Source organism: Onishia taeanensis (assembly GCF_003268885.1).
Lineage (GTDB): Bacteria > Pseudomonadota > Gammaproteobacteria > Pseudomonadales > Halomonadaceae > Onishia > Onishia taeanensis_A.
Genome location: NZ_QLSX01000003.1, coordinates 64,495 through 80,501, shown reverse-complemented (window position 1 = coordinate 80,501; position 16,007 = coordinate 64,495). Strand labels below are relative to the sequence as shown.

11 protein-coding genes are annotated in these 16,007 nt (G+C 64.4%); 6 read left to right on the top strand and 5 right to left on the bottom strand.

Translation table 11 applies throughout. The features are described 5' to 3' along the window. Positions 1–3: 3 nt before the first annotated feature. The 3 genes from BCL93_RS05230 to BCL93_RS05220 form a co-directional block, all read right to left on the bottom strand. Positions 4–2,376, bottom strand: coding sequence for an FdhF/YdeP family oxidoreductase (locus BCL93_RS05230; protein WP_112054342.1), 2,373 nt, complete (start codon positions 2,374–2,376; stop codon positions 4–6). Between the two features lie 79 nt (positions 2,377–2,455). Continuing rightward, positions 2,456–3,265, bottom strand: coding sequence for a formate dehydrogenase accessory sulfurtransferase FdhD (locus tag BCL93_RS05225; RefSeq protein ID WP_112054057.1), 810 nt, complete (start codon positions 3,263–3,265; stop codon positions 2,456–2,458). Between the two features lie 221 nt (positions 3,266–3,486). After that, a complete protein-coding gene (locus BCL93_RS05220; protein WP_112054056.1) occupies positions 3,487–4,347 on the bottom strand; it encodes a LysR family transcriptional regulator in 861 nt (286 codons plus the stop codon). Between the two features lie 139 nt (positions 4,348–4,486). Between BCL93_RS05220 and BCL93_RS05215 the strand changes: the two genes are divergently transcribed. Both BCL93_RS05215 and mmuM read left to right on the top strand, forming a co-directional pair. Next, positions 4,487–6,343 (top strand): ABC transporter ATP-binding protein, encoded by a 1,857-nt coding sequence (locus BCL93_RS05215; RefSeq protein WP_112054055.1) that lies wholly within the window; start codon positions 4,487–4,489, stop codon positions 6,341–6,343. Positions 6,344–6,535: 192 nt separating this feature from the next. Further along, positions 6,536–7,498 (top strand): homocysteine S-methyltransferase, encoded by a 963-nt coding sequence (gene mmuM, locus BCL93_RS05210; protein WP_112054054.1) that lies wholly within the window; start codon positions 6,536–6,538, stop codon positions 7,496–7,498. A 229-nt stretch (positions 7,499–7,727) separates the two neighbouring features. Here the strand turns inward: mmuM and BCL93_RS05205 are convergent, their stop codons facing one another. Beyond that, the gene (locus BCL93_RS05205) at positions 7,728–9,245 is read right to left on the bottom strand and encodes an NCS1 family nucleobase:cation symporter-1 (RefSeq protein ID WP_112054053.1); all 1,518 of its coding nucleotides are present in this window, start codon (positions 9,243–9,245) and stop codon (positions 7,728–7,730) included. A gap of 553 nt (positions 9,246–9,798) precedes the next feature. Between BCL93_RS05205 and BCL93_RS05200 the strand changes: the two genes are divergently transcribed. The 4 genes from BCL93_RS05200 (at position 9,799) to preA (ending at position 14,982) form a co-directional block, all read left to right on the top strand. Further along, positions 9,799–10,665: a nitrilase-related carbon-nitrogen hydrolase gene (locus BCL93_RS05200; RefSeq protein ID WP_112054052.1), complete on the top strand. Its 867-nt coding sequence runs from the start codon at positions 9,799–9,801 to the stop codon at positions 10,663–10,665. A 93-nt stretch (positions 10,666–10,758) separates the two neighbouring features. Further along, entirely contained in the window at positions 10,759–12,201 is a 1,443-nt protein-coding gene (gene hydA, locus BCL93_RS05195; protein WP_112054051.1) for a dihydropyrimidinase, read from the top strand. Between the two features lie 85 nt (positions 12,202–12,286). Beyond that, positions 12,287–13,684, top strand: a complete 1,398-nt coding sequence (locus BCL93_RS05190) for an NAD(P)-dependent oxidoreductase (protein WP_181463033.1) — start codon at positions 12,287–12,289, stop codon at positions 13,682–13,684. Continuing rightward, the gene (gene preA / locus BCL93_RS05185) at positions 13,684–14,982 is read left to right on the top strand and encodes an NAD-dependent dihydropyrimidine dehydrogenase subunit PreA (protein ID WP_112054050.1); all 1,299 of its coding nucleotides are present in this window, start codon (positions 13,684–13,686) and stop codon (positions 14,980–14,982) included. The genes BCL93_RS05190 and preA overlap by 1 nt, the downstream gene beginning before the upstream one ends. A gap of 145 nt (positions 14,983–15,127) precedes the next feature. Here preA and BCL93_RS05180 read toward each other — a convergent pair whose 3' ends face one another. Then, positions 15,128–15,748 carry a TetR/AcrR family transcriptional regulator gene (locus tag BCL93_RS05180; protein WP_112054049.1) on the bottom strand — a complete coding sequence of 207 codons (621 nt, stop codon included), beginning with the start codon at positions 15,746–15,748 and terminating at the stop codon, positions 15,128–15,130. Positions 15,749–16,007: the final 259 nt, after the last annotated feature.

The window sequence follows — 16,007 nt, the reverse complement described above, 5'->3', positions numbered from 1 at the left end:
ACCTCAGACGATGCGCGCGCTGCGCTCGAGCCGGATCGCCACCGCCTTGGAGGTCGGGGTATCGGTCCCCTTGCCGACGCTTTCCAGCGGCACCAGGGGATTGGTTTCCGGGTAGTAGGCCGCGCAGCAGCCTTCGGGAATGTCGTATTCCACCAGCTTGAAGGCCGCAGCGCGACGCGGTTTACCGTCGTGATCGAGACCGATCAGATCGACCCAATCCCCGGCGGAAAACCCTAGCCGCTCCATATCCGCCGGGTTGGCGAACAGCACCCGGCGCTGGCCTTTAATGCCACGATAGCGGTCGTTGTAGCCATAAACGGTGGTGTTGTATTGATCGTGGCTGCGCAGGGTCTGCAGGGTCAGCCAGCCGGCATCGCGCTTAGCGTGCATGCGCTGATGCAAGAGCATCTCGGGCAGCGGTGCGGCGCTGAATTCGGCGCGCCCGCTGGCGGTCGGAAACCGACACTCGCGGACGGGGTTGGCCAGATGGAAGCCTCGCGGCTGATCGAGGCGCGCATTGAAGTCATCAAAGCCCGGAATTACCGCCGCGATATCATCACGAATACGGTCGTAGTCACTGGCCAGGGCCGCCCAGTCGACCACGGCGGGATCGATGCCCCGGCGCGGCAGCACCCGCTTGAGGGTCGTCTCGGCGATGCCGGCGATGATAGCGGGCTCGGAGCGCAGCCAGGGCGAGGCCGGCTCGGTGCGCCCGGCGCTTGCGTGCACCATCGACATCGAGTCCTCGACGCTGATCTTCTGGATGTCCCCGGCCGGCCCCTGTCGGTCACGCTCGCTGCGGCCAAGGCAGGGCAGAATCAGCGCATCGCCGCCCACCACCAGATGGCTGCGGTTGAGTTTGGTGCTGATCTGTACGCTGAGGCGGGTGCGACGGAGCGCCGCCTCGGTCCGCGGCGTATCCGGCGTGGCGCGAGCGAAGTTGCCACCCAGGCCCAGGAACACCTCCGCCTGGCCCGCCTCCAGGGCATGGATGGCACCCACGGTATTGAACCCGGGCTCGCGCGGCATGGCGACACCGTAGCGCGCTTCCAGGGCATCGATCAGAAAGCCGGGCGCCGACTCGTCGATACCCATGGTGCGATCGCCCTGCACGTTGGAGTGGCCGCGCACCGGGCAGGCCCCGGCGCCCGGCCGGCCAACATGCCCGCCCAGCAGCAGCAGATTGATGATCTCGCGCACCATGTCCACCGAGTGCTCGTGCTGGGTGATGCCCATTGCCCAGGTGATGATCAGCCGCTTGGCGCTGGCATAAATCTCGGCGACATGCTCAAGCTCGGCGCGCGCCAGCCCGGACTGATCTTCGAGATCCTGCCAGGCAGTGGCCTCGACCAGGGCGCGCCACTCGGCAAGCCCGTGGGTGTACTGATCAATAAACGCGCTCGCCGGGGTGAAGCGCCCCTCTGCTTCCAGGGCAAACAGCGCCTTGGCGATACCCCGCAGTGCCGCCATGTCGCCGCCCATGCGCGGCTGTAGATAGTCCGAGCTGATCGTCTGGCTGCCACCGCGCAGCATCTCGAGCTTGTCCTGCGGGTCGGCGAAGCGCTCGAGCCCCCGCTCGCGCAAGGGATTGAAGGTGACCACCCGCGCGCCGCGCTTCACCGCCCGGCGCAGATCGCCGAGCATCCGCGGATGGTTGGTGCCGGGGTTCTGACCGAGCACGAAGAGGGTATCGGTCTCTTCGAAATCCTCGAGCAGCACCGTGCCCTTGCCGGTACCGAGACTGGCCATCATGCCCACGCCGCTGGCCTCGTGGCACATGTTCGAGCAATCGGGGAAGTTGTTGGTGCCATAGAGACGCACGAACAGCTGATAAAGATAGGCGGCCTCGTTGCTGGCCCGGCCCGAGGTATAAAACAGCGCCTGGTTGGGATCGTCGAGGGCCGCCAGGTGATCGGCGATCAGCGCGAAGGCCTCGTCCCAGCTGGTCGGCACATAGCGGTCGCTGTCCGCGTCATAGCGCATCGGCTCGGTGAGACGGCCCTGGTCCTCGAGGCGAAAGTCATCCCAGCTTTCGAGCTCGCTCAGGGTATGGCGGGCGAAGAAGTCGCGACTAACTCGCTTGGCCGTGGTCTCCCAGGCCACCGCCTTGACGCCGTTCTCGCAGAATTCGAAGGACGAGCCCTCCAGCGGGTCACCCCAGGCACAGCCCGGGCAATCGAAGCCCGCCGGCTGATTGGTCGACAGCAGCGCACGCACGCCGGTCAGCGGCGCGCGGCTGTGCTGCAAATGCTCACCCACACTCTTCAGGGCGCCCCAGCCCCCGGCGGGGCCGTTGTAGGCTTTCACCTGCGGGTCGCGTGTCAGCGCTGGATCGGCTTGGGGAATATCCAGGGTGTCTTGTGTCTCGGCGGTCATGGGAGTCTCGGCAGTCGGGGCTGAAGCGATAGTATCGGGGTCGAACCTGACGTGTGCATGGGCCTGTTTCCAGGTGGCGTCATGACCGGGGCGACTCGGCGGGCTCATGACCGCTGACCAGCTCCAGGCGCCGGCCGCGGTGACAGCAGATAAGGTTGAGACCGCATGCCCTCGCCACCTCGACGGCCATGGCCGAGGGGTGCGACAGGGTGGCCAGGGTCGAAATGCCGGCACGTACCGTCTTCTGCACCAGTTCCAGGCTGCAGCGACTGGAGAGCAGCACGGCATCTGGCATACGGCCGCGGCGCAGCCCTTCACCGATCACCCGGTCCAGCGCGTTGTGGCGACCGATATCCCAGCCATCCATGATCACCCGGCCACCGCCGCCCAGCCCAAGCGCCCCGTGCTGGCCGCGCCGGGCGCGGGCCTCGAGCTCGCCGAGCCCCTGACGAAGCGCCTCGCTTGGCAACGGCGGCCGAGCCTCGAGCCGCTTGAGCCCGGCCATCAGCTGGGCCTCATCGGCCATGCCGCAGGCCCCACAACTCGATACTGAGGCCGCCGGGCGCCGCGCCTCTTCGGCGCGCGCGGCAACGCCGGGAGCCACCCGGAGCGTCACCGACAGGCCATGGCGCAATCGGGCTAGCTGCACGTCTTGCACCTGATCGAGGCTATCGATCCAACCGGCAGTGAAGGCATGGCCAAGCGCCAGCGGCTCAAGCGACTCGGGCGTGGCGAGCAGGGCGACCATGGCGATGTCATTGAGCAGTAGCGTGATGGGGCGCTCCTGAGGGCCCTGCCAGTCACGCAGAGGCGCCTCACGACGATCGTCATAGCCCGCGGAAGCGGAAGGAATATGACGCGGCGTAAGTGAGAGCGCGGGGGAGGTCATATGGCATGATCCGAATAGCGTCTATGGCATCGACGCTAACCCAAGGTCATGGGCCGGCGCCAATCGAGACGCCTGATGCCATCATAGAGGCTGTCTATCTCTGTCGCCGCCTGATTGACAGGAACGTTTAGCTAAACAGGACCGCCGGCCACGGGGGCTGCCTCTCCGCCAGCGGGAAGGCCTTTGATCGCAGCAACGGCCCATCCATGATCAATGCCGGCTCAGGTTGCCGGCCAGGCCGCCAGCACTGCATCCAGTAGCCGGCTGGTCGGCCGCTGCTGACTCCACAAGAGCCCGACCCGATCCCCGTGGCCCGGCAGGCGATGCGTCACGAGCCCGGGGGCCAATCGCCTCGCCGCGGCCTCTGGCATCACCCCGACGCCGTGGCCCGCGGCCAGCAGCTCACCCAGGGCGTTGATGGAATTGGCCTCGAAGACCGGCTCGATGGTAAGCCCCTGCTCGGCCAGCCGGGACTCGAGCAGCTGGCGGTTGTGCATCTCAGGCGTCAGCAGACATAGCGGATACGCCAACAAATGCGACCAGTCCGCGTGCTCAGGCAGGCTGAAGTGCGCAGGCGATGCCACCAGGGCCGGCGCCTCCTCGATCAGCGGCCGGAAGGCAAAACCCGCCATCGGCGGAGTGTCTAGGTAACCTACCACCAGATCCAGGGCGCCATTGGCGAGCCCCTGCGCCAGATCCGGCGTCGCCTGCTCGCGCAGGCGGATGGAGAGCCCCGGGTGCGCGCGGCGAAGTGCCCCCAGGCGACCGATCACCTCACCCAACGCGGTGGGGATAACGCCCAGGGTCAGTCGCCCCGCCAGCGGTGCCTCGAGGGAAAGCTCGCCGCGCAGGGCGGCATATTCATCGAGGATACGCCGGGCATGCGCCAGCACCCGTTCGCCTTCCGGCGTAAAGCCCTCGAAGCGACGGCTGCGCCGGATCAAGCGGGTATCGAGTTCCTCCTCGAGCTGGCGCAGGCGCGCCGATAGGGTCGGCTGCGTCACATGGCAGGCGGCGGCGGCGCGCCCGAAGTGGCGCTCGCGGGCAAGTGCGGCGAGAAAGGCGAGCTGGCGATGGTCCAAACGTGTCTCCGCAACTCGTTAAGGTCGGTAGGATGTCCTGGTCAGCCTCGTTACACCAGAGGATGCAAGCGGCATCGATGGCGTGAGCAGCAGGTGCTCAACCGGCGCCGCCTGATACACTGGCCCATTGCCACCAAGGATGCTTATCTTGTCACCACCGCCCTCCCCCACGCCAGCCCGCTTCTCGAGCTTCATCGGCGTATTTCGCTACAGCCGCCGTGCCCTGGCGCTGGTCTGGGATACCTCCAAGGGCCTGACACTGGGGCTTGCACTCTGCACCCTGGTCGCCGGCGTACTGCCGGCGGTAGCGGCCTATGTCGGCCAGCTGATCGTCGATGCGGTGGTGGCCGCCATGGACGGCTACAAGGCAGCGGCCGAGCCAGCACTGCTCGACAGCGCCCTGCCGGTGCTCAAATACGTGGCGCTCGAGGGGCTGATTATCGCCCTGATCGACCTGGCCCAGCGCGGACTCTCGGCCCAGCAGTCACTGCTGCGGGCGCTGCTTGGCCAGAAGGTCAACGTGATGATCCTCGAGAAGGCCGGCACCCTGTCGCTTGCCCAGTTCGAGGACTCTGAATTCTACGACAAGCTGACCAGGGCCCGCCGCGAGGCCTCGACCCGGCCACTGGCGCTGGTCAACAAGACCTTCGGGCTCTTGCAGAACGGCATCTCGCTTGCCAGTTTCGCGGTGCTGCTGGTGCAGTTCTCCCCCTGGGCGATCGCCATTTTGGTAGTCGGCGCCCTGCCAGTATTCATCTCCGAGGCGAAGTTCTCCGGCGATGCCTTCCGGCTGTTTCGCTGGCGCTCACCGCAGACGCGCATGCAGATGTATCTGGAGACCGTGCTGGCTCGCGAAGACAGCATCAAGGAGGTCAAGCTATTTGGCCTCGAACCCCTGTTCCTCAAGCGCTATCGGGACATCTTCAAGGGTCTCTACGCCGAGGATCGCCGTCTGACGATTCGCCGCGATACCTGGGGCTTCTTGCTCGGCCTGCTGGGCACCCTGACCTTCTACGGCGCCTATGCCTGGGTGGTGATCGATACCGTGATCGGACGGCTGACCCTTGGCCAGATGACCATGTATCTGATGGTCTTCAAGCAGGGGCAGTCGGCGCTCTCGGCGAGCCTCACCGCCATCAGCGGTATGTACGAGGACAACCTCTACCTCTCGAATCTCTATGAATACCTGGAGCAGCCGGTGGAGAAAGACGCCGGCACCCTGACCCAGGGCGAGCATCCCGGCGACGGTATCCGCTTCGAGCAGGTGGGCTTCACCTACCCCGGCGCCGAGACGCCGGTGCTAGCCGGTATCAGCCTGCACCTGCTCCCGGGCCAGAGCCTGGCGCTGGTCGGTGAAAACGGTTCCGGCAAGACCACCCTGATCAAGCTGCTGACGCGTCTCTATCCGCCCAGCGAAGGCCGCATTCTGCTCGACGGCAGCCCGCTAGAGGACTGGGATGTTCAGGCCCTGCGCCGACGCATCGGCGTGATCTTCCAGGACTTCGTGCGCTATCAGCTGCAGGTAGGCGAAAACCTCGGCGTCGGTAACGTCGACGCCTTCTCCGACGAAGCCCGCTGGCGCTATGCCGCCGAGCATGGGCTGGCCGACGACTTCATCGCCCAGATGCCGGCGGGCTACGAAACCCAGCTGGGGCGCTGGTTCAAGGGCGGCCAGGAACTCTCCGGCGGACAGTGGCAGAAGGTGGCCCTGTCGCGGGCCTACATGCGAGAAGACGCCGATATCCTGGTGCTCGACGAACCCACGGCGGCCATGGACGCCGCCGCCGAGGCCCGGGTCTATGCCCGCTTCCGCGAACACCGCCAGGACAAGATGACCATTCTGATTTCGCACCGCTTTTCGACCGTACGCGCCGCCGACCAGATACTGGTCATCGACCGGGGACGGATCATCGAGCGCGGCGACCACGAGCATCTGCTGGCCGAGAACGGCCGCTATGCCAAGCTGTTCCGGCTACAGGCCGAGGGCTATCGGTGATCGCACAGCAACAGGCGAGCCGGGCGGCCTGGCAGCGGCCGCATGACGTCTGATGCGCAACGAATAATGGCCAAGGTCTACACCAGCACCAAGGGTTATATAAAAAACATCACTTAATCATGATGTTGTCCTGCCACTTTCTTTATCATACGCCTCCTGTCGATGCCCAACACCAGACGAGGAGGCTGCCCGATGCCGACCCAAGACCCTATCGCCGCCAGCCTCGCCCGCGCGCGCTACCTGATCGTCGACGGCGCACTTGCCACCGAACTGCAGACCCGCGGCCATGACCTTAGCGGTGATCTGTGGTCGGCACGCCTGCTGCGCGATGATCCGGCGGCCATCCGCGACGTGCATGCCGCCTACTTTTCAGCAGGCGCCGATATCGCCATCACCGCCAGTTACCAGGCCACCGTGGAAGGCTTTCAGCGTCTGGGGCTCGATGCGGCGAGCGCCGAGGCGCTGATCCAGCGCTCGGTGGCGCTGGCCCAGGAAGCTCGCGACGCCCACTGGGCCACGCACGCAAGCGACGACATCCCCTATCCGCTGGTTGCTGCCTCGGTGGGGCCCTATGGCGCCTACCTGGCCGATGGCAGCGAATATCGCGGCTACTATGGCATTGATCGGGCGGCACTCGCCGACTTCCATCGCCCGCGGCTCGCCACCCTGCTCGCCGCCCGACCGGATCTGTTGGCCATCGAGACCCTGCCGAGCCTCGACGAGGCACTGGCGCTTGCCGATCTGGTCGCGGAGCGGCCCGGCACACAGGCCTGGATCACCTTCTCTGCACGTGACGCTCAGCACATCAGCGACGGCACGCCGATCGCCGAGTGCGCGCGAGCGCTGCGTGACCGCCCCGGCATCTGCGCCATCGGCATCAACTGCACGGCCCTTGAGCACATCGAATCCCTGATCGGCGAGATCCGCGCCGAGTGCACGCTGCCGATCATCGTCTACCCCAACTCCGGGGAGCACTACGACGGCGTGACCAAGCGCTGGCATGCCGGCTGCGCTAGCGACGAGGCGCCCGTCGATCTGGCGGCAGGCGCCCCGCGCTGGCTTGCTGCCGGCGCCACGGCAATCGGTGGCTGCTGCCGCACCGGGCCCGACGACGTGCGGGCGCTAGCCGAGCAACGCCGTGGCACTCATCAGTAAGGGCTCATCAGAAAAGGCTAGGGAGTAAAGGCTAGGCCGTCAGGGCTAGAGAGTCAGGGCTAGCACACTGGCGGCCTTCTCCAAGCACCGGGGACTATCACTCGATGAGAACTCTCACTCGACGAGGGCTATCACCAAGCGAGGGCTATCACGGAGCAAATGCCCGGATAGCCCTCAATAGGTGCGATGGCCTAGAGCCAGCGCCTGGGGTGAGAGACGCCTTAAAACGCTAGGAGCTAGTCTCCTCGCTCCCCGGCATAGGCGTCGGCGTGGGCACCATCATCGGCTTCGTCAGCAGCTGGCTGGCGACATAGTAGACGATCGCCCCCAGCGCCGAGCCGGTGAACCAGCCGAAGTCGTAGAACCAGGTCATGGTGCCGGTCACCAGCGAGATGACCGTCAGCCCCACCGGTATCAGGAAGGCGATGAAGCCGGCCGGATTGTAGGCCGGGTAGGCACCATCATCCCGATACAGGCTCACCACATCCAGCGACTGGCGCTTCACCAGGAAGTAGTCCACCGCCATGATCCCGGCGATCGGCCCCAAGAGGCTCGAATACCCCAGCAGCCAGTTGGAGTAGAGGCTCTCCAGGGTCACGTCGGAGACGATCAGCCCGGCCTTCTGCAAGAGGTCATAGCCCATCAGCAGCACCCCGACCAGGCCGGTCATCAGCACACCGCGGGTCTGGTTGATCAGCTTGGGGGCGATGTTCTGGAAGTCGTTGGTGGGCGAGACGATGTTGGCGGCGGTGTTGGTAGAGAGGGTGGCGATGATGATCAGCACCATGGCGATCCCCACCCACACCGGGCTGTCGATGCGCCCGATCAGGCTGACCGGATCGGAGACCGTCTCGCCGACCAGCGACGCGGAGGCCGCAGTCATCACCACGCCCAGAGCGGCGAAGAAGAACATGGTCAGCGGCAGGCCAATCACCTGACCGACGATCTGGTCCTTCTGGCTCTTGGCGAAGCGGCTGAAGTCGGGAATGTTCAACGACAGCGTCGCCCAGAAGCCGACCATGGCGGTCAGGCCCGCGAAAAAGTAGCCGTATACCGAGGCGCCCTCAGGCCGCGACGGCGGCTGGCTCATCAGCTCACTCACCGACACATGGGGCATCGCCCACACCATCAGCCCTACGCCCACCGCCAGCAGCAGCGGCGCAGCCAGCGTCTCGAGCCACTTGATGGATTCCGCCCCGCGGATCACCACATAGAGGTTCATGGCGCCGAACAGGAAGAAGCCGATCACCTCGCCGACCCCGTCCAGTGCCTTCCAGGCCGGGAAGATCGCCGACAGCAGCAGGTGAATCGCCAGACCACCGAACATGGTCTGGATGCCGAACCAGCCGCAGCCCACCAGTGCCCGGATCAGGCAGGGCACGTTGGAGCCACGGATGCCGAATGACGAGCGCAGCACCACCGGAAAGGGAATGCCGAACTTGGTGCCGGGAAAGGCATTCAGGGTCAGCGGCACCAGCACCACTAGGTTGGCCAGCAGGATGGTCAACAGTGCCTCGCCTACCGACAGGCCGAAGTAAGCCGTCAGCACGCCCCCCAAGGTATAGGTCGGTACGCAGATCGCCATGCCCACCCACAGCGCTGCTACGTTCCAGCGGCTCCAGGTTCGTTCCTCAAGTCGCGTGGGGGCGATGTCCTCATTGAAGCGGGAGCTTTCCCCTACATCGCTGCCGACCTCGAGCTCAATGAGCTCGCCGCGGCGGATGGTGCGTGAAGTGGTTGCCGTCATTGTTGTTGTCTCCTCAGTGGCTCGCCAAACGCCCAGGCGTACCGGGCCGTCATGCTGCATCGCAAGAAACATGCCCGAATCGCGAACGGACATGGCCTGCATCGTCGGTGGAAGGCCATCTAGCAAGACCTTTCGCCGCCAACTTATTGATTTACATAATCATCAAAAACCTGTCTGAACCGTCAATTTTTACTGATGATCCCCGACACCTCTTCTAGATCAAGAAAATCCAGCATCCTGACACCATAGTCAATTTCCAAGATGGTGCATAAAACATCACACGGCGGACTTATAGAGCCAACAAAAAGGCGAGTAAGATGCTGTTTTTAAAAAAATAAAAACCTTTATCGTCAAGAAGAACCACAAATGTGCGGCCGTAACACCAAAATGGAGAAAGCATTTTATTTCAGATAGTTAGGCATGCCTTGATGCCGATAACCTCATTGCAAAAAGTGCTTGCAAGGTCGACTCATCAGGGTCTAGTTTTTTCTTAACCTGACTCGATAGTCAGTTTTTAAAAACCACAACAACAAGACCAGATGAGGATCATGCGATGGAAAAGGTGAAGATCGGCGTCATCCAGATGGGCCTGAAGACCGGTACCGACCTCGACCCTGCGGCGATTCGCGACGCCATGAACGAGGCGCACCTGCCGCTGATCGAGCAGGCCGCCGAACAGGGCGTTCAGGTGCTGTGTTTCCAAGAGGTGTTCAACCAGCCCTACTTCTGCCCCAGCCAGGACAAGAAGTGGTACGACGCCGCCGAGCGTGTCCCCGAGGGGCCGACCTGCCAGATGATGCAGAAGCTCGCCGCCAAGCATCGCATGGTCATCATCGTGCCGATCTACGAGGAGACGGTGACCGGCATCTACTACAACACCGCTGCGGTCTTCGATGCCGATGGCAGCTACCTGGGCAAGTACCACAAGACCCATATCCCCCAAGTGGCCGGTTTCTGGGAGAAGTTCTACTTCAAGCCGGGCCACTCGAACTGGCCGGTGTTCGACACCGCCTACGGCAAGATCGGCGTCTATATCTGCTACGACCGTCACTTCCCCGAAGGCTGGCGCGCCCTGGCCCTCAACGGCGCCGAAATCATCTTCAATCCCAGCGCCACCGTCGCCGGCCTCTCCCAGTATCTGTGGGAGCTCGAGCAACCCGCCTCCGCTGCCGCCAACGGCTGCTTCATCGCCGCCATCAACCGGGTCGGCACCGAAGCGCCCTGGAACATCGGCGAGTTCTACGGCAGCTCCTACATCGCCAACCCCCGCGGCGAGATCGAGGCCCAGGCCAGCGCCAAGGATGACGAACTGCTCGTCCACGAGGTCGACCTGGCCATGGTCCGCGAGATCCGCAACAACTGGCAGTTCTTCCGCGACCGCCGCCCCGAGACCTACACCCGTCTGACCGACGGCGAGTAAGCCCGACCTGCCGCCCAAGCGGCGGCAGGCCACTGCCTGCGAGCCCCCAACAGCAGGCAAGACTCTTCGGACAACACCTAGGGAGCAGCGACCATGACGCTTTTGATCCGTGGCGGCACCGTCGTCACCCATGACGAAACCTTCCGCGCCGACGTCCTGTGCGTCGACGGCCATATCGCCGCCGTCGGCCTCGACCTCGAGGTTCCGGCCGGTGCCGAGATCATCGACGCCGAAGGCCAGTACGTGATGCCCGGCGGCATCGACCCGCACACCCATATGCAACTGCCCTTCATGGGCACCGTGGCCAGCGAGGACTTCTACACCGGCACTGCGGCGGGACTCGCCGGCGGCACCACCACCATCATCGACTTCGTGATCCCGAGCCCCGGCCAGTCGCTGATGGAGGCCTTCGAGACCTGGCGCGGCTGGGCCGACAAGGCCGCCGCCGACTACGCCTTCCACGTCGCCATCACCTGGTGGGACGACAGCGTGCGCGAGGACATGGGCACCCTGGTCCACGAGCACGGCGTGAACAGCTTCAAGCACTTCATGGCCTACAAGAACGCCATCATGGCCACCGACGACATCCTGGTGGAAAGCTTCACCCGCTGCCTCGAACTCGGCGCCGTGCCCACCGTGCATGCCGAGAACGGCGAACTGGTCTATCACCTGCAGCAGAAGCTGCTCGCTCAGGGCCTCACCGGCCCCGAGGCCCATCCGCTGTCCAGGCCGCCGCAGGTCGAGGGGGAAGCCGCCAGCCGCGCGATCCGCATCGCCGGCACCCTAGGTGCCCCGATCTACGTGGTGCACGTCTCCTGCAAGGACTCACTGGACGAGATCACCTACGCCCGCCAGCAGGGCCAGGCGGTCTACGGCGAGTGCCTGGCCGGCCATCTGGTGATCGATGACAGCGTCTATCGCAACAAGGACTGGGGCACTGCGGCTGCCTACGTGATGAGCCCGCCCTTCCGCAGCAAGGTGCACCAGGATGCTCTATGGAAGGGACTGCAGTCTGGCAACCTGCAGACCACCGCCACCGACCACTGTTGCTTCTGCGCCGAGCAGAAAGCCATGGGCAAGGAGGACTTCACCAAGATTCCCAACGGCACCGCCGGCATCGAAGACCGCATGGCCGTGCTGTGGGACGAGGGCGTCAACTCAGGCCGGCTCTCGCTTCAGGAATTCGTGGCCCTGACCTCCACCAACGCCGCCAAGATCTTCAACCTCTACCCACGCAAGGGTGCGGTGCGGGTCGGTGCCGATGCCGACCTGGTGGTCTGGGATCCCAAGGGCACGCGCACCATCTCGGCCAAGACTCACCACCAGAACATCGACTTCAACATCTTCGAGGGCAAGACGGTCACCGGCATCCCGCGCCACACCGTCAGCCAGGGCAAGTGGGTATGGCGCGACGGCGAGCTGCACGCCGAACGCGGCGCCGGCCGCTACCTCGAGCGTCCGGCCTACCCCGGCGTCTACGACGTGCTCCAGCGTCGCGCCGAGGTGAACGCGCCCACCGCCGTCGAACGCGATTGAGGCTTTACCCGCAAAAGCACACCAATGCCCCTCGCGCCCACCTGACCGGCGCGAGGGGCCCATAACAACAACCAAGGTGATCACCGTGACCCATTCACACCCTCTCAGCCACCTGCCTCACGCCGCAGACAGCCGTGACGCCGGCGCGGCCCTGGAGGCGGGCTTCAGCGACCTGCATCCGCCGCTGACCTCGCGCCAGGCCATCATCGAGAGCCAGCGCTGCCTGTACTGTTATGACGCGCCCTGCATCCAGGCCTGCCCCTCGGACATCGACATCCCGCGCTTCATCCGCGAGATCAGCGAGGACAATATCAACGGCGCCGCCCAAACCATTCTCGAGCAGAATATCCTCGGCGGCAGCTGCGCCCGGGTCTGTCCCACCGAGATCCTCTGTGAGCAGAGCTGCGTGCGCAATCATCACGAGGAGTGCCAACCGGTACTGATCGGCCTACTGCAGCGCCACGCCATCGACCACATGGACTTCGACGGCCATCCCTTTACCCGCGCCGCCGACACCGGCAAGCATATCGCCGTAGTGGGCGCTGGTCCGGCAGGCCTTTCCTGCGCCCATCGCCTGGCGACGCACGGCCATCGGGTGACCATCTTCGAGGCCGAGCCCAAGCCCGGCGGGCTCAACGAATACGGCATCGCCCGCTACAAACTCACCGACGATTACGCCCAGCGGGAGATCGATTTCCTGCTCGAGATCGGCGGCATCGAAATTCGCCATGGCCAGCGCCTGGGCGACAACCTGAGCCTCGAAGCGCTTCAGGCCGAGCATGACGCCGTTTTCCTGGGCCTGGGCCTCGGCGCCAGCCGGCGACTCGGCCTGACCGGTGAAGAGGCGTCGGGCGTAGCGACGCCCGGATTGATGCCAGCCACCGAGTACATCCGGGAGCTGCGCCAGGTCAGCGATCTCGGTGAACTGCCGCTGGCCAAGCGATGCGTAGTGATCGGCGCCGGCAATACCGCCATCGATATGGCAGTGCAAATGGCGCGCCTGGGTGCCGATGACGTCACCCTGGTCTACCGCCGCGGCGTCGAGGCCATGTCGGCCACCGGACACGAGCAGGACATCGCCCGGGCCAACGGGGTTCGCATCGTCACCTGGGCGACGCCCGACGAGATACTGCTGGATGATCAGGGCCGGGTGGCCGGCATGCGCTTCGCGCGCACCCAGGAGCAGGATGGCCGCCTGGTCAACACCGGCGAGACCCTGGAGCTTGCCGCCGATGCGGTCTTCACGGCCATCGGCCAGACCTTCGCCGCGGACAGCCTGAGCGATACCCGCGCCGCGCGGCTGGAGCCCGAGGTCGACAGGATTCACGTCGATGGCCAGTTGCGCACCAGCCTGCCCGGCGTTTATGCCGGCGGTGACTGCGTGGCGCCGGGACAGGACCTCACCGTACAGGCCGTGCAGCACGGCAAGCTGGCCGCCCAGGCCATTCACCAGGACCTCATGGCCCGTCAGGAGGTGGCGTAATGAAGGCGTCAGCGAAGAAACCCCAGGTCGACCTGAGCATCGAATTCGCCGGCATCAAGTCGCCCAACCCCTTCTGGCTGGCCTCAGCGCCGCCCACCGACAAGGCCTACAACGTCGAGCGCGCCTTCGAGGCCGGCTGGGGCGGCGTCGTTTGGAAGACCCTCGGCGAGGACCCGGCACCGGTCAATGTCTCGTCGCGCTATTCCGCGCACTTCGGCCACAACCGTGAGGTGCTGGGCTTCAACAACATCGAACTGATCACCGACCGCAGCCTCGAGATCAACCTGCGCGAGATCACCGAGGTCAAGAAACGCTGGCCGGATCGGGCGATGATCGTCTCGATCATGGTGCCCTGCGTCGAAGAGAGCTGGAGGGCGATCCTGCCCCGAGTCGAGGCCACCGGCGCCGACGGCATCGAGCTCAACCTGGGCTGCCCACACGGCATGCCCGAGCGCGGCATGGGCGCGGCGGTGGGTCAGAACCCCGAGCTGATCGAGCGGGTCACCCGCTGGTGCAAGACCTACTCGAGCCTGCCGGTGATCGTCAAGCTGACCCCCAACATCACCGACATCCGCGAGCCCGCCAAGGCCGCGCTGCGCGGCGGCGCCGATGCGGTGTCGCTGATCAACACCATCAACTCGATCACCTCGATTGATCTCGACCAGATGGTGGCCAAACCCACCGTGGGCCACCAGAGCACCCACGGCGGCTACTGCGGCTCGGCGGTCAAGCCGATCGCCATGAACATGGTCGCCGAGATCGCCCGCGACCCGGCCACCCGGGATCTGCCGATCTGCGGCATTGGTGGCATTTCCAACTGGCGCGACGCCGCCGAGTTCATGGCCCTGGGTGCCGGTGCGGTTCAGGTGTGCACCGCCGCCATGCTGCACGGCTTTCGCATCGTCGAGGAGATGAAGGACGGCCTGGCTCGCTGGATGGAGGAAAAGGGGTACGCGAACCTGGAGGCGTTTTCGGGTAAGGCGGTGGCCAAAACCACCGACTGGAAGTATCTCGACATGAACTTCCAGACCATCGCCCACATCGACCAGGACATGTGTATCCAATGCGGGCGCTGCTATATCGCCTGCGAGGATACCTCCCACCAGTCGATCGCCCAACTGATCGAGAAGAGCGGCGCACGACGCTACGAGGTCATCGAAGACGAGTGCGTGGGCTGCAACCTGTGTCAGATCACCTGCCCGGTGCAAGACTGCATCACCATGGTGCCGCAGCAGAACGATAAGCCCTACCTGAGTTGGAATGAGGACCCGCGTAATCCCTTCCGCGCCGCCGGTTGAGGATGGCACTTCAATAAGGTGGTGTTTGAGTCAATTCCAGATCACTCTCGCGCCACTCTATCTCAACCTCTCTTGTTACACTCTCTTATCATTATATCGCCACCCCGGGTTTGCCCGGGGTGGCGTTTTTCTGGTCAATGGACTCTCAGGACGACAGGCCGATCCCGCGCAAGATGATGCTGGTTACCGACTGCACGGCGCGCTCGAACTGCAGGTCATCCAGCGGCGCATCATCGTTGAGCAGGCAGATCTGATAGTCGAAATCGGCGTAATGCTGGGTAGAGGCCCAGATCATGTACAGCAGGTAAGATGGATCGACCGGCAGAATCTGTTCTGCCTCGATCCAGGTGCGGATCTTGGCCTCCTTGAGCTTGGCCCACTCGTAGAGGTGCTCACGCAGGCAGTCCCCGAGCACCGGCGCGCCCTGCATCACCTCGGCGGCCCATACCTTGGAGCCCGCGGCACGATTACGGGAATGAGCCATCTTGGCGCGAATGTAGGTCGAGAGCACCACTCTCGGGTCATCATAGAGTTCGAAGCACAGCGCATCCTGCTTCCAGACCTCAAGCAGCCCCAGCAATACCTCGCGGTAAAGCTCCTCCTTGGTGGAGAAGTAATAGTGCACGTTGGACTTAGGGATCTCGGCCAGCTCGGCAATCTCGACCACCGACGCTCCCGCATAGCCCTTCTCGGCGAAGACCCGCTCTGCCGCCAGCAGGATGTTCTCGACATTACGGCGTCGAATGCCGCCCTTGCGCTTGTCCATGCCGCCCTCTCGGTCCGATGAAACTCCTTGAAACGAAGGAGTATCCTAGCATTGTACAAGCCTTGTCGACCGGCCAATGCACCACGTCGCGAAACGCCACTAGGCTGGCGATACTTGGTCATGCGGGCGCCACATAAATTGGCAAGAATTGGCGAGAGTAGGCGAGCGGCCAGCATCTCACTTCGCTCTACCCAAGCTGAGATAAGCTGCCGGTAAACCGCTCGCCCTGAACGTTGGGCATGTCTTGTGGTTTTCCCCT

Excerpts from the sequence above, each read along its gene's own strand:
- BCL93_RS05230 (WP_112054342.1), bottom strand. The coding sequence starts at position 2,376 with ATGACCGCCGAGACACAAGACACCCTGGATATTCCCCAAGCCGATCCA.
- BCL93_RS05225 (WP_112054057.1), bottom strand. The coding sequence starts at position 3,265 with ATGACCTCCCCCGCGCTCTCACTTACGCCGCGTCATATTCCTTCCGCT.
- BCL93_RS05215 (WP_112054055.1), top strand. The coding sequence starts at position 4,487 with ATGCTTATCTTGTCACCACCGCCCTCCCCCACGCCAGCCCGCTTCTCG.
- mmuM (WP_112054054.1), top strand. The coding sequence starts at position 6,536 with ATGCCGACCCAAGACCCTATCGCCGCCAGCCTCGCCCGCGCGCGCTAC.
- BCL93_RS05205 (WP_112054053.1), bottom strand. The coding sequence starts at position 9,245 with ATGACGGCAACCACTTCACGCACCATCCGCCGCGGCGAGCTCATTGAG.
- BCL93_RS05200 (WP_112054052.1), top strand. The coding sequence starts at position 9,799 with ATGGAAAAGGTGAAGATCGGCGTCATCCAGATGGGCCTGAAGACCGGT.
- hydA (WP_112054051.1), top strand. The coding sequence starts at position 10,759 with ATGACGCTTTTGATCCGTGGCGGCACCGTCGTCACCCATGACGAAACC.
- preA (WP_112054050.1), top strand. The coding sequence starts at position 13,684 with ATGAAGGCGTCAGCGAAGAAACCCCAGGTCGACCTGAGCATCGAATTC.
- BCL93_RS05180 (WP_112054049.1), bottom strand. The coding sequence starts at position 15,748 with ATGGACAAGCGCAAGGGCGGCATTCGACGCCGTAATGTCGAGAACATC.